The following is a 16,237-nucleotide window of genomic DNA, read 5'->3' as shown; positions in this document are numbered from 1 at the left end:
GATGTGCACTACCACGTGAAGTTGACGATAGCCCTTGCTTTGTCCTCGGTCTATACAAACCGATCAATTTGTAAAGCGTCTGTGACCTGGTGACCGGGCCGTGATCTCCTGGACATGACCAGGGCGCCCGCACAGGCTGTGCGGGCGCCCTGTGACGGCCGATGGTGGTCAGCGAATCAGCACATCGGCATCGTCCGGCAACGCGCCGACCGGCCACCACCGCAGATCCGTCGACTCGGCGCTGCGCACCGGCACCGCCCCCGCCGGCGCGGTGATCCGGAACAGCAGATCGAGATGCCGGGTCGGCACCCCGAGTGAGCAGGTGATCGGATGCGCCTGGGCGCCGTAGAGGCCGGGCTCCAAGCGCAGCCCGGCGATGCCCGATTCCTCGGTGGCCTCACGCAGCGCGGCATCGGCCACCGTGCGGTCGTTCTCCTCGCAATGCCCGCCGAGCTGAATCCACCGGCCGACCCGCGGATGCAGCGTCAGCAAGACCTCGTCGCCGTCGGCGGAGAACACCACCGCCGAAGCGGTGATGTGCCCGGCGGCGTGCTCACGCAGACATCCGCGCGGTGCGGAGCCGAGAAACGCGAGCATCGCCTCGCGCAGCGAAGCGTCCGGCCCCACGGCGGGCGACCACGCCTCGAGCAGCTCGGTCGCCGAGGCGTGCAGCGACTCCGCGCTCACAGCTCGACCAGCGCGTCACCGGGCGCGCGCGGCGGGCGCGGGGCGAGCTCGTCGAGCGGGTGGCCGATCGCGATGGCGCCCAGCGGGTTCCAGTCGCCGGCCAGGCCGAGCACCTCGCGCGTGGTCTCCGGCGCGAAGATGGTCGAACCGATCCAGCAGCTGCCGAGCCCCTCGGTCGCCAGCGCCACCAGCAGCCCCTGCACGGCCGCGCCCACCGCGACGGTGAACATCGTCTGCTCGGCGGCCCGGCGCCGGTCGTCCGGATAGTCGTGCGCGCCGTCGGGCACGCAGCACGGGATGATCACCTCGGGCGCGTCGAAAAGGATGCGGCCGCGCGCGATCCGGCGTTCCACCCGATCGGCGGGCAGGCCGTCGGCGGTGAGATCGGCGCGCCACTTGTCGGCCATCGCCGTCAGCAGACGCTCCCGTAGCGCGCGATCGCGCAGCCAGACGAAGCGCACCGGGCGGGTGTGATGCGGGGCGGGAGCGGTCAACGCCACCGACACCGCCGCGCGCACCCGTTCCGGATCGACCGGATCGGCCGCGAACTCGCGCACCGACTGCCGCAGCAACACCGCCTGCGAGCGGCCGAGCTCGATCGCCTCGGCGGTGCCGAGCCAGAACAGGTCGTCGGTGCCGCGGCGCACGAGATCGGCTGCGCTGGACGCATCGTCGGTGAGGGTCAGACCGCGCACCACCGCCACCGGGACACCGCCGAGCTTGCCCTTCACCAGATCGGCGGCCGCGGCCAGCTCATCGGCGATGGCCACCTGGGTGACGTGCAGTTCGTTGCCCTGCCCGTCGACGGCGCCCGCGTAATCGTGCAGCACGCGCAGCCCGGAGGCCCCGATCGCCGCATCGATCTGGCCGTTGCGCCAGGCCCGGCCCATGGTGTCGGTGACCACGACCGCGACCTCCACCCCGAGCCGCTCGGCCAGCGCCGAGCGCAACGCCTTCGCGCTGGCATCGGGATCGACTGGCAGCAGCACCAATTCGCCCTGCTCCACATTCGATCCGTCGACGCCGGAGGCGGCCTGCACGATGCCGAGCCGGTTCTCGGTGATGAGGGTGCGCCCCTTGCGGGCCAGCACCCGCACGGCCTCCTGATCGACCAGCGCCCGCCGCGCGGTGTCGCGTTCCTCCGGGTCCAACGGTGCGGCGACGATGCGGCCCTCGACCTTGGCGACGATCTTGCTGGTGACCACGAGCACGTCGCCGTCGGCCAGCCAGGGTGCGCGCGCGGCGATGTGTTCGGCGAGATCGTCGCCCGGGCGGAATTCCGGCAGCCCGGTGATCGGCAGCAGCCGCAGCTCGCCCGCGGCGTGGTCGGCGGGCCCGGTCACGGCTTGACCCCGGCGAGATCCAGTGCGGCACGGACCATTTCGGCGGTCGTCGGCGGGTCGGTCATCAGCAGGGGCACGCTGCGGACCTCGACGCCCGGCACCTCGGCGGTGTCGGTGGTGTGCACCAGCCAGCCGTCCAGGATGCCGGTCGCCGAGCGCGCGCCGTAATGCCGGCCGACCGCCTCGGCCGAGGTTTCCACCCCGATCACCGACAGGCACTCATCGGCCATGCCGCGCAACGGTTTTCCGTCGATCACCGGCGAGATGCCGATGACCTTCGCGTCGGTGGTGCGCAGTGCGCCGCGGATGCCGGGCACCGCGAGAATGGCTCCGATACTCACCACCGGGTTCGAGGGTGCGAGCAAGACCACATCGGCAGATCCTATGACATCGATCACATTTGGCGCCGGTTTGGCTTGATCCGCGCCGATTGTGGCGAATCCATGAGTTTCGATACCCGCGCGGTATCGAACCCACCACTCTTGAAAATGGATCGCGCGGCGTTCGCCAGGGTTGTCCGGGTCACTGACAACGACGTGGGTTTCACATCGATCATCGGTTGCCGGGATCAGTTTCACACCGGGTTGCCATCGATTGCACAGCGCTTCGGTCACCGCAGATAGCGGGTAACCGGCGTTCAGCATTTCCGTGCGAACCAAGTGGGTGGCGATATCGCGGTCACCCAGACCGAACCAGTCCGGCTGCGCGTGGTATTTCGCCAGCTCTTCCTTGGCGTGCCAGGTTTCGCCCACCCGGCCCCAGCCGCGTTCGGTATCGATGCCGCCACCGAGGGTATACATGCAGGTATCGAGGTCGGGACAAATTCGGAGCCCGTGCATCCACACGTCGTCGCCGACATTGACGATCGCCGAAACGTCGGCTTCGGGGAGAAGTTCCCGAACACCCTGAAGGAACCGCGCACCACCCACTCCGCCGACCAGGACGGCGATGCGGGGCCCATTGACGGGTGCGATGTCCGCTTGTTCTGAAGTCACATCCACATAGCCTAAGCGCCCCTCGATCGGCCGCGCTCGGACCTATATTTGCTGGTCATTTGCTATGTGATGGTTCAAGATCGTCTTCGAAAGCGCTGCCGGATAGTAACGGAATAGCGACAGCGGCTTGACCATCGCTGCGTCCGGCGTGTCTAATCACAGTCATGTCATTCCGGGATCGCGCGAGAGTTCAAGGCGCGAACGGTTTTTCGAACGAATGTTCGAACGGGACGGCATGCTCGGGGATGTCCGCGAGACAACGTCGCGGAGTAGTGCCGTCGGTAGGCGTGTTGGTCCGGCGGAAAGAAGCATTCTGCGCTAACACACAGTGAGGAGGCGGAGCGATGGCCAATGAGCTGGCCCCTTCGGGCATGCCGGGCGGCGTATCGCAAACCGATTCCACGGCAGGCGCAGCACGTAGCGTCTGCGCAGAGGCCGGGTGGAAGGACCACGAGGGGGGTGAGCGAGACTCGGCGCCCCGACTCAGCTTGGTCGTGCCGGGTTTCGACGAGATGTTCGAGTCGATCGAAGAACAGTGGCAGGAACGTGCCCTGTGCGCGCAGACCGATCCGGAGGCGTTCTTCCCCGAGAAGGGCGGCTCGACCCGTGAGGCGAAACGGATCTGCATGGGCTGCGAGGTACGGGACGAGTGCCTGGAATACGCACTCGCACACGATGAACGGTTCGGCATCTGGGGCGGGTTGTCCGAACGCGAGCGCCGCAGGCTCAAGCGCGGCATCGGCTGAGCAAGGACCGGACAGGTCCCGGCCGGCCCGCCTCGGCGCCTGCGGCCGGGGCGGGCCGAGGTGGGCAACCGCACCTGACTAACGTTTGCGGTATGGCACGTTCGCGCAATCGTCGTCCCCCGACAGCCCGGTCGGTGACCCGCCGCGGCCGCGGGGTACGCGGGCCGATGCTGCCGCCGACGGTCCCCGCCTGGCGCACCCGCGGGCAGAAGTTCGACCGCCTGGTGCTCGAGGCGTTCGCTCCGCTGGATTCGCGGTGGCACGACCGGCTCACGAAACTCGATATCGCCGTCGATGACGTGCCGAAAATCCGTCCGCTGCACCCTGATTCGGTCACCTGGCCGGACGAGGTCGTGGCCGACGGTCCGGTACCGCTGTCGCGGCTCATCCCGGCCGGCGTCGACCGGCACGGCACTCCGATCCGCGCTCGCGTGGTGCTGTTCCGCAAACCGCTCGAACTGCGGGCAGGCGATCCGGACGATCTCGTGGATCTGCTGCGCGAGGTTCTGGTCCAGCAGATCGCCACCTATCTCGGCGTCGATCCGGACGTCATCGACCCCGAACCGAACTGATCCCGGCCGGGGGCATCGGCCCGGAAATCCCCCGCTGACCCCGGCCGAGTGATGCACGACGCGCCGATAGGACGGGATTCACTGAGCGTGTCTGCCCACTCCCGGCCGTCAAGGGGGTTACTCTCACTGGCGTGATTCCCATGCGTCGTTGCTGCCGACCAGGTTGCAAGAATCCGGCCGTCGCGACGCTCACCTATGTCTACTCGGACTCCACCGCGGTGGTCGGTCCGCTCGCGACGGTAGCCGAACCCCACTCCTGGGACCTCTGCGAGACCCACGCCTCGCGCATCACCGCACCCAAGGGCTGGGACATGGTCCGGCACGAAGGCGGATTCTCCTCCAGCACACCCGACGACGACGATCTGACGGCACTGGCCGAGGCGGTCCGCGAAGCCGGACTACGCCGTCGCCCGCCCGAACCCGACCAGCGCGGCTACCGCGATTACACGCCTCCACCGCCGCGCACCACCCGCACGGGGCGCCGTGGACATCTGCGTGTGCTGCCCGATCCGCCCAGCTGAGGCCGTGCCCGCGGGCAATCGCCGGGACCATGTGAGCGCCACACCGACCGGGCACTAGGGTGTTCGCTATGACAGTCGCCCGCTCTGCCGATTTCGTGAACGCGGTGATCAAGGCCTACGACGTACGCGGTGTGGTCGGTGACCAGATCGACGCCGAATTCGTCTCCGACGTAGGCGCTTCGTTCGCGCGGCTGATGCGCGCCGAGAACGCGCGGCGCATCGTCATCGGACACGATATGCGCGACTCCTCCCCCAAACTGGCGGCCGCCTTCGCCGAGGGCGTGCTCGGGCAGGGCCTCGATGTGGTGCACATCGGCCTGGCCTCCACCGATCAGCTCTACTTCGCCTCCGGCAAGCTGGATTGCCCCGGCGCGATGTTCACCGCCAGCCACAACCCCGCCCAGTACAACGGCATCAAGCTGTGCCGCGCGAAGGCGCTGCCGGTCGGTCAGGACACCGGCCTGGCCACCATCGCCGCCGAGGTGACCGCGGGCGTGCCCGGCTACGACGGCCCGCGCGGCACCGCCACCGAGACCGACCTGCTCGACGACTACGCGGGCTTCCTGCGTGAACTGGTCGACCTGTCCGGCATCCGCTCGTTGACGATCGCCGTGGACGCGGGCAACGGGATGGGTGGTCACACCGTCCCCGCGGTACTCGGCGCCCTGCCGCAGGTGAAGATCGTGCCGCTGTACTTCGAACTCGACGGCAGCTTCCCCAACCACGAGGCCAACCCGCTCGACCCGAAGAACCTGATCGACCTCCAGCAGCTGGTCCGCACCAGCGGCGCCGATATCGGCCTGGCCTTCGACGGCGACGCCGACCGCTGTTTCGTCGTCGACGAGAACGGTGATCCGGTCTCGCCGTCGGCGATCACCGCGCTGGTCGCCGAACGCGAACTCGGCAAGGAGCCGGGCGCGGTGATCATCCACAACCTGATCACCTCGCGCGCGGTGCCCGAACTCGTCACCGAACTGGGCGGCACCCCGGTGCGTACCCGGGTGGGCCATTCCTTCATCAAGCAGCAGATGGCGGCCACCGGCGCGGTGTTCGGCGGCGAGCACTCCGCGCACTACTACTTCCGGGATTTCTGGGGCGCCGACTCCGGCATGCTGGCCGCGCTGCACGTGCTGGCCGCGCTCGGCGAGAAGGACCGCCCGGTTTCGGAGCTGATGGCCTCCTACAACAGCTACGCGGCCTCCGGCGAGATCAACTCCACCGTCGACGACGCCGCCGAACGCACCGGCGCGGTGCTGGACGCCTTCGCCGACCGGGTGGTGTCGGTGGACCGCCTCGACGGCGTCACCGTGTACCTACCCGACCACGCGTGGTTCAACCTGCGCGCCTCCAATACCGAACCGCTGCTACGTCTGAACGTCGAAGCCAGATCGCCGGAGGAAGTAGACGCACTCGTGACCGAGATCCTGAGCACCGTCAGGTCCTGACTGGGATAGTGGAACTACTCAGAAAAGGAATGACATGCACGAGATTCGCCCGAGGAAGCAGACGGCTCCGCCCAACGCGAGATCCTGAGCACCGTCAGGTCCTGACTGGGATAGTGGAATTACTGAGGAAAGGAATCACACGCTCGGGATTCGAGCACCGGGACAGAGCGATCTTCCCAACCCTGGATCCCGGGCATAGTCGGTTCCCGACTGGAATAGTGGAAGCACAGACCTTGGATTCGCCCGGCCCCATCCGGAGTGGCACGGTCCCGGTGGACAGCACATCGAAGGGTGCGGGCCGACGGCGAACACAGCGCGATGAGGGGAGGTGGGACGCCCGATGATCGCTGGAACACCGGTGCTCGACCTCGACGACGCGGAGTCGCTCGAGGCTGCCGACAGCGGCGGCGCCCTACGCTCGGCCGCATCCGGTGGCGCCCAGATCCGCGCTACCGCGGCCGCCGTCGACGAGGGCATCCTGGAGCGGCTGGACGGTCTGCGCCCACGCAGCCTTGTCTTCGTCTGTGGACCCGGCCGGGCCACCCGCGCGGCGCGGCTGCTGATCACCGCGCTCGGGGATCGAGCAGGCCTGCCGATCGTGCCCGTGGTCGCGGTGCCGCCGTGGGTCGGTCCGCTCGACGTCGTGGTGGTCGCCGGCGACGACGCGGGCGATCCGCGGCTCGTCGACGCCGTCGACCGGGCCCAGCGGCGCGGCGCGGAAGTCATCGTCGCCGCACCGCACGAGGGCCCGCTGCGGGCGGTCGCGGCGGGCCGCTCGGCCCTGCTCTCGCCGCGGCTGCCGGTCCTGGATCACAACCGGCTGCTGCGTTATCTGGCGATCGGTATCGCCGTCCTGCGGGCGATCGACCCCGCCCGCAGTGCGCCGTCGCTGCCCGCGCTGGGCGATCTGGCCGATCTGGTGGACGCCGAAGCGCTGCGCGACGGTCCCCAGCACGAGGCCTTCCGCAATCCGGCCAAGACCCTGGCCACCCGGATGCAGCAGCGTGCGCTGGTGCTCGCGGGCGATTCTCCCGCCGCCACCGAACTCGCGGGCCACGCCGCCGAGGTGCTGTTGCAGTCGGCGGGGCGCATCGCCACCGCGGTCGACCTCGCGGGCGCCGTCGCCGCGCATCCGCGCATGATCGCAGCGACGGGCGAAACCGCCCCCGACTACGACCCGCTGTTCCACGACGAGCAGCTCGACGGTCCGGCTCCGGTCGAGCGGATGCGGGTGCTGGTGCTCAGCACCGACCCCGACGAGGTGGCCGCGCGCCGCAAACTCGCCATCTTCTCCGGCGCCGGATCCGGCCTGGTGGACGCCGACCTGGTCGCCGCCGACCTCGAGCTGCTGCGCAGCGACCTCACCGATCCCTCGGCCCCGAAGCCGGAGGAAACCGAGGGCGAGACACGCGCGCGCGGCGGCGATCTGGAACGCCTCGCCGTCCTCGCTCTTCGACTCGAGATGACCGCCGCCTACCTGCGCCTGATCGGTGCCCGCGAGGTCACCACCGGTGCGGCCCCCGAACAGTTCGGCTCGGACCAGTTCGACGGGGGACGCTACTAGTGCACGAACTCGTCGGTGCGCTGCGCTCTTACGCATGGGGCTCGCGCACCTCGCTCGCCAAGCTGTGCGGCCGTCCGGTCCCCTCGGCCCATCCGGAAGCCGAATTGTGGTTCGGCGCCCATCCCGCCGATCCGGCTCAGGTGCGGATCGGCAACGGCTCGACGACGTCGCTGCTGGAACTGGTCTCGGCCGATCCGGATCGGGAACTCGGCCCGGCGGCACCGGAATTCGGTGGTCGGCTGCCGTTCCTGCTCAAGATCCTCGCCGCCGAGGAGCCGTTGTCGCTGCAGGCCCATCCCAGTTCCGCGCAGGCCGCCGCCGGATTCCACCGGGAGAACCAGGCCGGGGTGCCGCTGGATTCGCCGATGCGCAATTACCGCGACGAGAACCACAAGCCGGAACTGGTGGTGGCGCTGGACCGATTCGAGGCGCTGGCCGGATTCCGGGAACCGAAGCGTACGGTGGAATTGCTGCGTGCCCTCGATGTCGCGGCCCTGGAGTCGTACGCGGATCTGCTCGCCGCCCAACCGGATTCGGCCGGACTGCGCACCCTGTTCACCACCTGGATCACGCTGCCGCAGAACGTCCTCGCCACGCTGCTGCCGCAGGTACTCGACGGCTGCGTGCGCTATCTGTCCAGCCGCAAACGCAAATTCGCCGCCGAGGCCAGGACCGCACTGGAACTGGCCGAAAACTACCCGGGCGATGCCGGGGTGCTGGCCGCGCTGCTGCTCAACCGGTTGACCCTGGAGCCCGGTCAGGCCCTGTTCCTCGACGCCGGCAACCTGCACGCCTACCTGCGCGGGCTCGGCGTCGAGATCATGGCCAACTCCGACAACGTGCTGCGCGGCGGCCTCACCCCCAAGCATGTCGATGTCCCGGAGTTGCTGGCGGTCTTGGACTTCGAGCCGATCGACCTGCCGATCGTGCTGCCCGAACCGGCGGGCGACGGATCGGTGCGCTACCGCACGCCCGCGCCGGAATTCGCGCTGCGGCGTTTCGATCTGACCGCAGGTGCAGCGCTGGTGCCGCTCACCGAGGCCGGCCCCGGCATCGTGCTGTGCACCGAGGGTTCGGTGCGCCTGTTGCAGGGCGGATCCGAACTGGTGCTCGAACGCGGTGCCGCGGCCTGGATCTCGGCCGCCGACAGCGACGTCCGCGCGCAAGCCGTGGACGGCCCGGCCCAGGTGTTCTGCGCCTGCGTCGGCGGGGCGTCCTGACCGGCTGCGTATCGAAACGCCGGCGCCGGGGGCCGCTATCCGGATCCGGGACAGCGCGCAGCGCGCGACTCGCATAGTCTGTTTCGCGGCCCGGTCCGGTCCGGCAAGGACCGATCGGACTCCGACTGCGCACCACGGCGACGGTGCGGCACATCGAACAGGAGGGCGGCCGGATGTCGGCTAGTGGTGGGAAGAAGGCGATTGTCGCCGCGTTGCTGGCGAACGCGGGTATCGCTGTGGCCAAGTTCGTCGGTGCGGCGATCACCGGATCGGCGTCCATGCTCGCCGAGGGCGTGCACTCGGTTGCCGATACTTCCAACCAGGGTCTGCTGCTGCTCGGTCAGCGTCGGGCCGAGAAAGAGGCCGACGAGCTGCATCAGTTCGGCTACGGCCGCAACCGCTACTTCTATTCGTTCGTCGTCGCGCTGGTGCTGTTCACCCTTGGCTCGGTGTATGCGATCTACGAGGGGATCCACAAGATCCAGCATCCGGAGGAGCTGAGTTCGCCGCTGGTCGCGGTCGTCATCCTGGTGATCGCGATCGGCCTGGAGACCTACAGTTTCACCACCGCCGTGCGCGAATCGCGCCCGCTCAAGGGCCGGGCGAGCTGGTGGCGGTTCATCCGCAATTCGCGCAGCCCGGAGCTGCCGGTGGTGCTGCTGGAGGACACCGGCGCGCTGATCGGCCTGATCTTCGCCCTCGCCGGTGTCGGCCTGACCATGATCACCGACAACGCGATCTTCGACGGCATCGGCACCCTGGCCATCGGTGGCCTGCTCGGGGTGATCGCGATCGTGCTGATCATCGAGATGCAGAGCCTGCTCATCGGTGAGGGCGCCACGCCCGAGGAAGACCGGGCCATCCGCGCCAACCTCGTCGACGGGGAGCGCATCGACCGCATCATCCACTGCAAGACCCAGTACATGGGCCCGGAGGAGCTGCTGGTGGCCGCGAAGGTCGCCATCACGCCCGGTCTGGACATCGCCGCCATCGCGTCCGCGATCGACGACGCGGAGGCGCGTGTGCGGGCCGCCGTGCCTGCCGCGCGGGTGATCTATCTGGAGCCCGACCTGTACCGGACGCAGCCGGCCTGACCATCCCCGGACCCGAGCGCCCCCGCCCCGCACCCGCGGTGCGGGGGCGCTGTCGGTCGCGCTCAGCCGATGTGGAAGCTGACCGGCGCGGCCTGGGTGTTCGCATACGGCAGTAGCGAGGCGGGCCGCAGCGTCGGCTCGAAACGAGCGGGCACCGCGGTCCACTGCGTGGCGCCCGGTGCCGGGCCGGTCTCCAGGCGGGCCAGCCGGGTGCGGGCCAGTGAATCCGCGCCGACGGTGTCGGAGGTCGAGGTCTCGGCGGTGAGCCAGGTGCCCTCGGGGGTGAATTCGATCCACGGGTTCGCGATGGCGATCTCGCCGAGGTGGAAGCGGGTCGCGGCGACGACGGTGCCGCGGTAGCGCAGCGTGCCGTAACCGGCCGCGTCGAGCTCGGCGGAGTCGAAGGTGAATCCGAGGCTGCCGTCGTCGTGGACGCCGGCGCCGCCGGACCCGGCCAGGGTGCCCTGGAGGGTGTCGGTGACGGTGGATTCGAAATTCGGGGCGAGCGCCCAGCGCAGGTCCTGCGGGGGCGGTGCGGGCGCGTTCGGGCCGGGCGCCGGATCGAACACCACCGGTGCGGCCAGCTCCTGGGCCGGGTTGATCGCCTCGGCCGCGCCGTAGGTGTAGACGCCGAAGCGCGCGCCGGCCGGGATCTGTTCGGGCAGCCGCACCTGCAGGGCGGCGGTGAACTCGCCGTCCGGTTCGAGTTCGACCCACTGGTGGCGGATGGTGCGCTGGAAATCGAACGGTGCGCTCGGCACCCGATCCAGCGCGGATCTCGACAGCACCCACTGCACGGCCGACCGTTGCGCGGCGCGGGCGCTGGTCGGGGCGCCTTCGGACGGCCGCCACTGCGGGGCGAACGCGCCGAAGGTGACGAAGGTGCCATGCGGTACACCGGGCGGGACCGGTACCGGCAGACCGGAGGTGTTGGCCTCGGGGTCGAAGCCGCGGCCCTTGACCACGATGGTGTCGCCGACGTGGACGGGGGTATCGGCCAGCGGGGTCCGGCCGTCGGCGGTGAACAATTCGATCGCGGGCGCGGGCTGGGCAGTGGCGGTGGGCGCGACGCCGACGACAGCCCCGGTGCCCGTGACCGCGGCGACGGCGACGACTGCCAGCAGTGTTGTTCTCACACCTGCGAATCTATGTCGTGCGGGATCGCTCGTCGTAGGGGCGTTCGGCCCTACACGACGTGACCTCCGCCATGACCACGGCCGTTCTCGTCGGATACCGATGTCAGGCCCTGCCTGCCCGCAGCAGGTCCAGCGGATCACTGCGCACACCGAAGCGCGAACGCAACACGTGCTGGGCGGCGTGCAGGCCGGACATGCCGTGCACACCCGGCCCGGGCGGGGTCGATGACGAGCACAGGTACACACCGGGCAGCGGGGTGGCGTACGGGTTCCAGCGCGCCAGTGGGCGGAAGGCCGTCTGGCGCAGGTTCATCGCGCCGGCGGAGATGTCGCCGCCGACGTAGTTGGCGTTGTGGGCGGGCATCTGTGCGGCGGTGCGCACATTGGTTGCGAGGATCAGATCGCGGAAGCCGGGAGCGAACCGTTCGATCTGCGCGATCACGGCGTCGCTGATGTCGCGGTCGGAGCCGTTCGGAACATGCGCGTAGGTGTAGAAGGTGTGTTTGCCCTCCGGCGCCCGGCCGGGATCGACCACACCGGGCTGGATGGACAGCACGTAGGGCCGCTCGGCGTGCCGTCCGGCGGCGACGGCCCGTTCGGCCGCCATGGCCTCGTCTCGGGTGCCGATCAGATGCAGCGTTCCCGCCGACGCGCAGCCCTCGGCCTGCCAGGGCACCGGCCCCGACAGCGCGAAATCGATCTTGCATGCCGCGCCGCCGTAGCGGAATCGGCCGAGTTTGCGACGGTAGCGGTCCGGCAGCCGCTCGCCGCCCAAGCGCAGCAGTTCGGTGGGCGCGGTATCGAGGACGATCGCGCGGGCGCTGTCGAACTCCGCCAGTGAATCGACGCGATGTCCGGTGATCACCCGTCCCCCCAGCCGCTCGAGCTCGCTGATCAGCGCGTCGACGATGGCCTGACTGCCGCCGCGCGGGATCACCCAGCCGCCGGCGTGGGCCAGCGTGCCGAGCAGCAGCCCCGCCCCGACGGCGGGCAGCGCGCGCGGTTCGGTAATGGCATGGGTGGCCACTCCCGACAGCAACGCCGGGGCCTCCTGCTCGCGGAACCGGACATTCCACAGCGGCGAGCCCTGTTCGAGCATGCGCAGCCCGAACCGCACGGCGGTCGGCGACAGCGCGGGCACATGCCGCATATCCGACATGGCCAGATCCACCACCCGCGGCCAGTCCCGCACCAGCGGCTCGAACAGCGAACGCCAGGCCCGGCCGTCCGCGCCCAGCCCGTCGGCGGTGCGCTCGAGATCGCGCCAGGCGACGCCTGCCCGGCCGCCGTCGAGGGGATGGGCATAGGACGCCTCCGGCGTCAGCAGCTCCACACCGTGCTCGGCGAGATCGAAAGCCCGGAAGAACGGTGAGGCCAGAGCCATCGGATGCGCGCCGGCGCAGGTGTCGTGGTGGAAGCCGGGCAGCGTCACCTCGGCGGTCCGGCAACCCCCGCCCGCGGTGTCCTGCGCCTCGTACACCTCGACCGACAGCCCGGCCCGCGCCAGCACCACCGCCGCCGCCAGCCCGTTCGGTCCCGACCCCACCACCACGACATCAGCCATGCCCCGATTGTGCCGTGGATCGCCGGACGCGCGCCGGTTCCCATCCCGATACGAGCACGGACCACAGACAGCGGGCCGGCGTTTTTCGATCCGGGCGCGGTGTGACCGGCAACAGGCCACCTACGGCCGCGGCATCGACGAGTGGAAGACCGCGATGGCCGAATCGGGCCGTGCCTCGCACAAGGAACTGGTCGACTGGCTGAAGACCGAGCACGGCTTCGGGCACGGCCATGCCAACGCCATCACCCAGCATTTCCTGCACCCGGAGAAGTGGGCGTCCTGAGTCAGACGTCGGTGGAGAAGCGGATACCGCCGTCGGGGATCTCGACCCCGGGCCAGACCCGCGCGCCGCGCAACAGCTCACAGCGGGCGCCGACACTGGCGCCGTCACCGATGACGGCGTCACGGACCAGCGCCCGCGGGCCGATCCGGGCGCCGAAGCCGATGATCGAACGCTCCACCGTCGCCCCGGCCTCCACCCGGGCACCGTCGAACAGCACCGCACCGTCGAGGCGGGCGCCGGCACCGACCTCGGCGCCGCGGCCCACCACGGTGCCACCGATCAGCAGCGCACCCGGCGCCACCCCGGCACCCTGGTGCACCAGCGACTCACCACGCTGACCGGGCAGCGCGGGCGAGGGCGCGATTCCGCGCACCAGATCCGCCGAGCCGCGCACGAAATCTTCCGGGGTGCCCATGTCCCGCCAGTACGAGGTGTCGACGTGGCCCTGCACCCTGGCACCCTCGGTGAGCAGCGCAGGGAACACCTCGCGCTCCACCGACACCGGACGCCCGGACGGGATCTTCTCGATGTACTCGCGCCGGAACACGTAGCAACCGGCATTGATCTGATCGGTCGGCGGGTCCTGGGTCTTCTCCAGGAACGCGGTGACCCGGCCGTTCTCGTCGGTCGGCACGCAGCCGAAGGCCCGCGGATCGCTCACCCGCACCAGATGCAGCGTGACGTCGGCCTTGGTGGACTCATGGGTGTCGAGGATGGCGCCGAGATCGGTGCCGCCGAGCACGTCACCGTTGAACACCATGACGTTGTCCGCGCGCAGTTTGGGCAGCACGTTGCGGATGCCGCCGCCGGTGCCCAGCGGTTCGGTCTCGGTGACGTACTCGATCTCGAGGCCGAGGTCGGCGCCGTCACCGAAGTGTTCCTCGAACACCTCGGCCTTGAACGAGGTGCCCAGCACGACGTGGGTGATGCCCGCTTCGGCGATCCGGGCCAGCAGGTGGGTCAGGAACGGCAGACCGGCGGTGGGCAGCATCGGCTTGGGCGCCGACAGGGTCAGCGGACGCAGCCGCGTCCCCTGACCGCCGACCAGAATCACGGCGTCGGTGCCTGAATGTCCTGACATCGAGGGTCCTCTGTTCACAGTGGATCGTCCGCGAGCGGTGCACTCACGAAGCTTCGTCACGCGCCTTCGCGCGCAGCGCAGATCGAACCGCAATCCGGGAGCGAACCGCAAGTCCGACCCGCAGCGCCAGCCGCAACGGGGCCTGCCACCAGTGCGGATGCCGGTCGGCCTGGAAGCGGTAGGCACTGGCGTGGTGGGCGGGCAGCATCAGCTCGGGATGCCTGCCCGCGGCGTGGCCCTTGGCATGGGTGACCTCGGCGCTCGGCACGAAGACGTTGTGCCAGCCGGCGCGGCCCATCCGGTCGCCGAAGTCGACGTCCTCCATGTACATGAAGTAGCGCGAATCGAAGCCGTCGATGGCGTCGAACGCCGCCCGGCGCACCAGCAGGCACGACCCCGACAGCCACCCCACCGTGCGTTCGGAGATCTGCTCGTTCTCCTGGCGGTAGCGCACGGTCCAGGGGTTCGACTTCCAGATGGAGCCGAGGATGGCGTGACCGGCACCGTCGAGCAGGCCGGGCACCGAACGCGCCGACGGGTAGATGCTGCCGTCCGGTTCGCGCACCATCGGACCGAGCGCACCGGCGCGGGGCCAGCGCTGCGCCGCGGCCAGCAGCTCGTCGATGGCGTCGTTGCCCCAGCGGATGTCCGGGTTGGAGATGACGATGAATTCGATCGACGGGTCCAGTTCGGCCACGGCCCGGTTGATGGCGCCGCCGTAGCCGATATTGCCTCCGGTGCGTAGCAGCCGCACATGCGAGTTGGCCTCGGCCACCATTTCCGGCACACCGTCGACCGACCCGTTGTCGGCCAGGATCACCTGCGGCTTCTCCGCGGTGGCGGTGGCCAGCGTGCTGATGAAGTGCTCGAGGTGCTCGCCGGGCGAGTAGGTGACCGTGACGACGGCCAGGCTCGGCTGACCCGTGGAATCGGAGGGGCTCACAGCGGTCCAGCCTAACCGGAGCGGCGCTGCAGCGCGTCCTCGAGCGCCGAGCGCCAATCCCGCAGCGGCGTCAGCCCGGCGTCGGCCCACGAAGTACCGGACAGCACCGAATACGCCGGGCGCCGAGCGGGTCTGGGGAACTTCGAGGAATCACACGGCCGTACTCGCTGCGGATCCGCGCCGACTCCGGCGAATACCGCCTGCGCCAGATCGAATCGGCTCGCGGTGCCGGAGTTGGTGGCGTGCAACAGCCGGGGGGCCTGTGGAGTGCGGGCCAGTTCCAGCAGGCCGAGCGCCAGATCGCCGCCGTAGGTGGGGCAGCTGAGTTGGTCGTCCACCACGTCGATGCTGTCGCGTTCGCGTTCGAGCTTCAGCATCGTCGCGACGAAGTCGCCGCCCGCCGCGCGGAAGACCCAAGAGGTGCGGACCACGTGGGCCTGCGCGGCCGAGTTCAGTACCGCATGTTCGCCGGCCAGTTTCGACTGTCCGTAGACCGACAGGGGCGCGGTGGGGTCGGACGTCTCGTAGGGCCGGGTCGCGGTGCCGTCGAAGACGTAGTCGGTGGAGATATGGATCAGCCGCGCCCCTGCCTCGGCACAGACCGCCGCCAGTACCGCAGGGCCCGTCTCGTTGGCCGCGAACGCGGCGGCCCGCTCGGATTCGGCGGCGTCGACGTTGGTGAAGGCGGCGCAGTTGATGATCACCGCGCCTGGACCGACGATCGCGCGCACCGCGTCGGCGTCGGTGATATCGAGTTCGCGGTGACCGAAGGCGCGCGCGGCGGGCGCGAACCGGCGCAACTCGTGCCCGAGCAGTCCGCCCGCACCGGTGACGACCACCCGCTCGGCCAGGTCGGGGTCGGCGGGCGTTTCCGGAGGTGTAGCGGCGCTCATGCGGTCAGTCTGGCACGCCGTCGCACCAGCGGTTCGGCTCCACCGCCGTTGCCGTTGGTTAGCCTCGTGATGGGGCTGGGTGTCATGAGCGACGCTGAGTCGAAAGGACTGGAATCGATCGCCGGGTCCGACGAGCGGACCCGACGGGGT

16 protein-coding genes are annotated in these 16,237 nt (G+C 69.7%); 8 read left to right on the top strand and 8 right to left on the bottom strand.

Annotation, left to right across the window (positions count from 1 at the left end):
• Positions 1–168 precede the first annotated feature (168 nt).
• Genes GV790_RS00950 through cofD form a run of 3 tightly spaced genes read right to left on the bottom strand, consistent with a single transcriptional unit; the run spans position 169 to position 3,025 of the window.
• Positions 169–687 (bottom strand): NUDIX hydrolase, encoded by a 519-nt coding sequence (locus tag GV790_RS00950; RefSeq protein ID WP_163809433.1) that lies wholly within the window; start codon positions 685–687, stop codon positions 169–171.
• Entirely contained in the window at positions 684–2,030 is a 1,347-nt protein-coding gene (locus GV790_RS00945) for a coenzyme F420-0:L-glutamate ligase (RefSeq protein WP_163809431.1), read from the bottom strand. Before GV790_RS00945 ends, GV790_RS00950 begins: the two co-directional genes overlap by 4 nt.
• A complete protein-coding gene (gene cofD / locus GV790_RS00940; RefSeq protein ID WP_175585760.1) occupies positions 2,027–3,025 on the bottom strand; it encodes a 2-phospho-L-lactate transferase in 999 nt (332 codons plus the stop codon). The genes GV790_RS00945 and cofD overlap by 4 nt, the downstream gene beginning before the upstream one ends.
• Positions 3,026–3,537: 512 nt before the next feature.
• Between cofD and GV790_RS30480 the strand changes: the two genes are divergently transcribed.
• The 7 genes from GV790_RS30480 (at position 3,538) to GV790_RS00905 (ending at position 10,187) form a co-directional block, all read left to right on the top strand.
• A complete protein-coding gene (locus tag GV790_RS30480; protein WP_029901515.1) occupies positions 3,538–3,771 on the top strand; it encodes a WhiB family transcriptional regulator in 234 nt (77 codons plus the stop codon).
• A gap of 92 nt (positions 3,772–3,863) precedes the next feature.
• On the top strand, positions 3,864–4,343 hold the full coding sequence (locus tag GV790_RS00930; protein WP_165448897.1) for a metallopeptidase family protein: 480 nt from the start codon (positions 3,864–3,866) through the stop codon (positions 4,341–4,343).
• A 140-nt stretch (positions 4,344–4,483) separates the two neighbouring features.
• Positions 4,484–4,864, top strand: coding sequence for a DUF3499 domain-containing protein (locus GV790_RS00925; protein WP_036539183.1), 381 nt, complete (start codon positions 4,484–4,486; stop codon positions 4,862–4,864).
• A 68-nt stretch (positions 4,865–4,932) separates the two neighbouring features.
• Positions 4,933–6,309 carry a phosphomannomutase/phosphoglucomutase gene (locus GV790_RS00920; RefSeq protein WP_163809429.1) on the top strand — a complete coding sequence of 459 codons (1,377 nt, stop codon included), beginning with the start codon at positions 4,933–4,935 and terminating at the stop codon, positions 6,307–6,309.
• A 340-nt stretch (positions 6,310–6,649) separates the two neighbouring features.
• Entirely contained in the window at positions 6,650–7,873 is a 1,224-nt protein-coding gene (locus GV790_RS00915; protein WP_163809427.1) for a tobH protein, read from the top strand.
• Positions 7,873–9,093: a mannose-6-phosphate isomerase, class I gene (gene manA, locus GV790_RS00910; protein ID WP_163809425.1), complete on the top strand. Its 1,221-nt coding sequence runs from the start codon at positions 7,873–7,875 to the stop codon at positions 9,091–9,093. The genes GV790_RS00915 and manA overlap by 1 nt, the downstream gene beginning before the upstream one ends.
• Positions 9,094–9,266: 173 nt before the next feature.
• Entirely contained in the window at positions 9,267–10,187 is a 921-nt protein-coding gene (locus tag GV790_RS00905; RefSeq protein WP_163809423.1) for a cation diffusion facilitator family transporter, read from the top strand.
• 62 nt (positions 10,188–10,249) lie between these two features.
• Here GV790_RS00905 and GV790_RS00900 read toward each other — a convergent pair whose 3' ends face one another.
• Complete coding sequence (locus GV790_RS00900) at positions 10,250–11,323, bottom strand: HtaA domain-containing protein (RefSeq protein WP_163809422.1); 1,074 nt, start codon at positions 11,321–11,323, stop codon at positions 10,250–10,252.
• Positions 11,324–11,426: 103 nt separating this feature from the next.
• Positions 11,427–12,887: a phytoene desaturase family protein gene (locus GV790_RS00895; protein ID WP_163809420.1), complete on the bottom strand. Its 1,461-nt coding sequence runs from the start codon at positions 12,885–12,887 to the stop codon at positions 11,427–11,429.
• Between GV790_RS00895 and GV790_RS00890 the strand changes: the two genes are divergently transcribed.
• The gene (locus GV790_RS00890) at positions 12,886–13,170 is read left to right on the top strand and encodes a DUF4287 domain-containing protein (protein ID WP_163809419.1); all 285 of its coding nucleotides are present in this window, start codon (positions 12,886–12,888) and stop codon (positions 13,168–13,170) included. The genes GV790_RS00895 and GV790_RS00890 overlap by 2 nt on opposite strands.
• Before the next feature lies 1 nt (position 13,171).
• Here GV790_RS00890 and GV790_RS00885 read toward each other — a convergent pair whose 3' ends face one another.
• Genes GV790_RS00885 through rfbD form a run of 3 tightly spaced genes read right to left on the bottom strand, consistent with a single transcriptional unit; the run spans position 13,172 to position 16,087 of the window.
• Complete coding sequence (locus tag GV790_RS00885; RefSeq protein WP_138449425.1) at positions 13,172–14,251, bottom strand: sugar phosphate nucleotidyltransferase; 1,080 nt, start codon at positions 14,249–14,251, stop codon at positions 13,172–13,174.
• A 43-nt stretch (positions 14,252–14,294) separates the two neighbouring features.
• A complete protein-coding gene (locus GV790_RS00880; RefSeq protein ID WP_138455653.1) occupies positions 14,295–15,194 on the bottom strand; it encodes a glycosyltransferase family 2 protein in 900 nt (299 codons plus the stop codon).
• A gap of 11 nt (positions 15,195–15,205) precedes the next feature.
• A complete protein-coding gene (rfbD, locus tag GV790_RS00875; protein WP_163809416.1) occupies positions 15,206–16,087 on the bottom strand; it encodes a dTDP-4-dehydrorhamnose reductase in 882 nt (293 codons plus the stop codon).
• Between the last annotated feature and the right edge of the window lie 150 nt (positions 16,088–16,237).

The organism is Nocardia cyriacigeorgica, from assembly GCF_010858045.1.
In the GTDB taxonomy this organism is placed as follows: domain Bacteria; phylum Actinomycetota; class Actinomycetes; order Mycobacteriales; family Mycobacteriaceae; genus Nocardia; species Nocardia cyriacigeorgica_E.
Note: the sequence above shows the minus strand (reverse complement) of the source record. Positions and strands in the feature narration are given on the sequence as shown.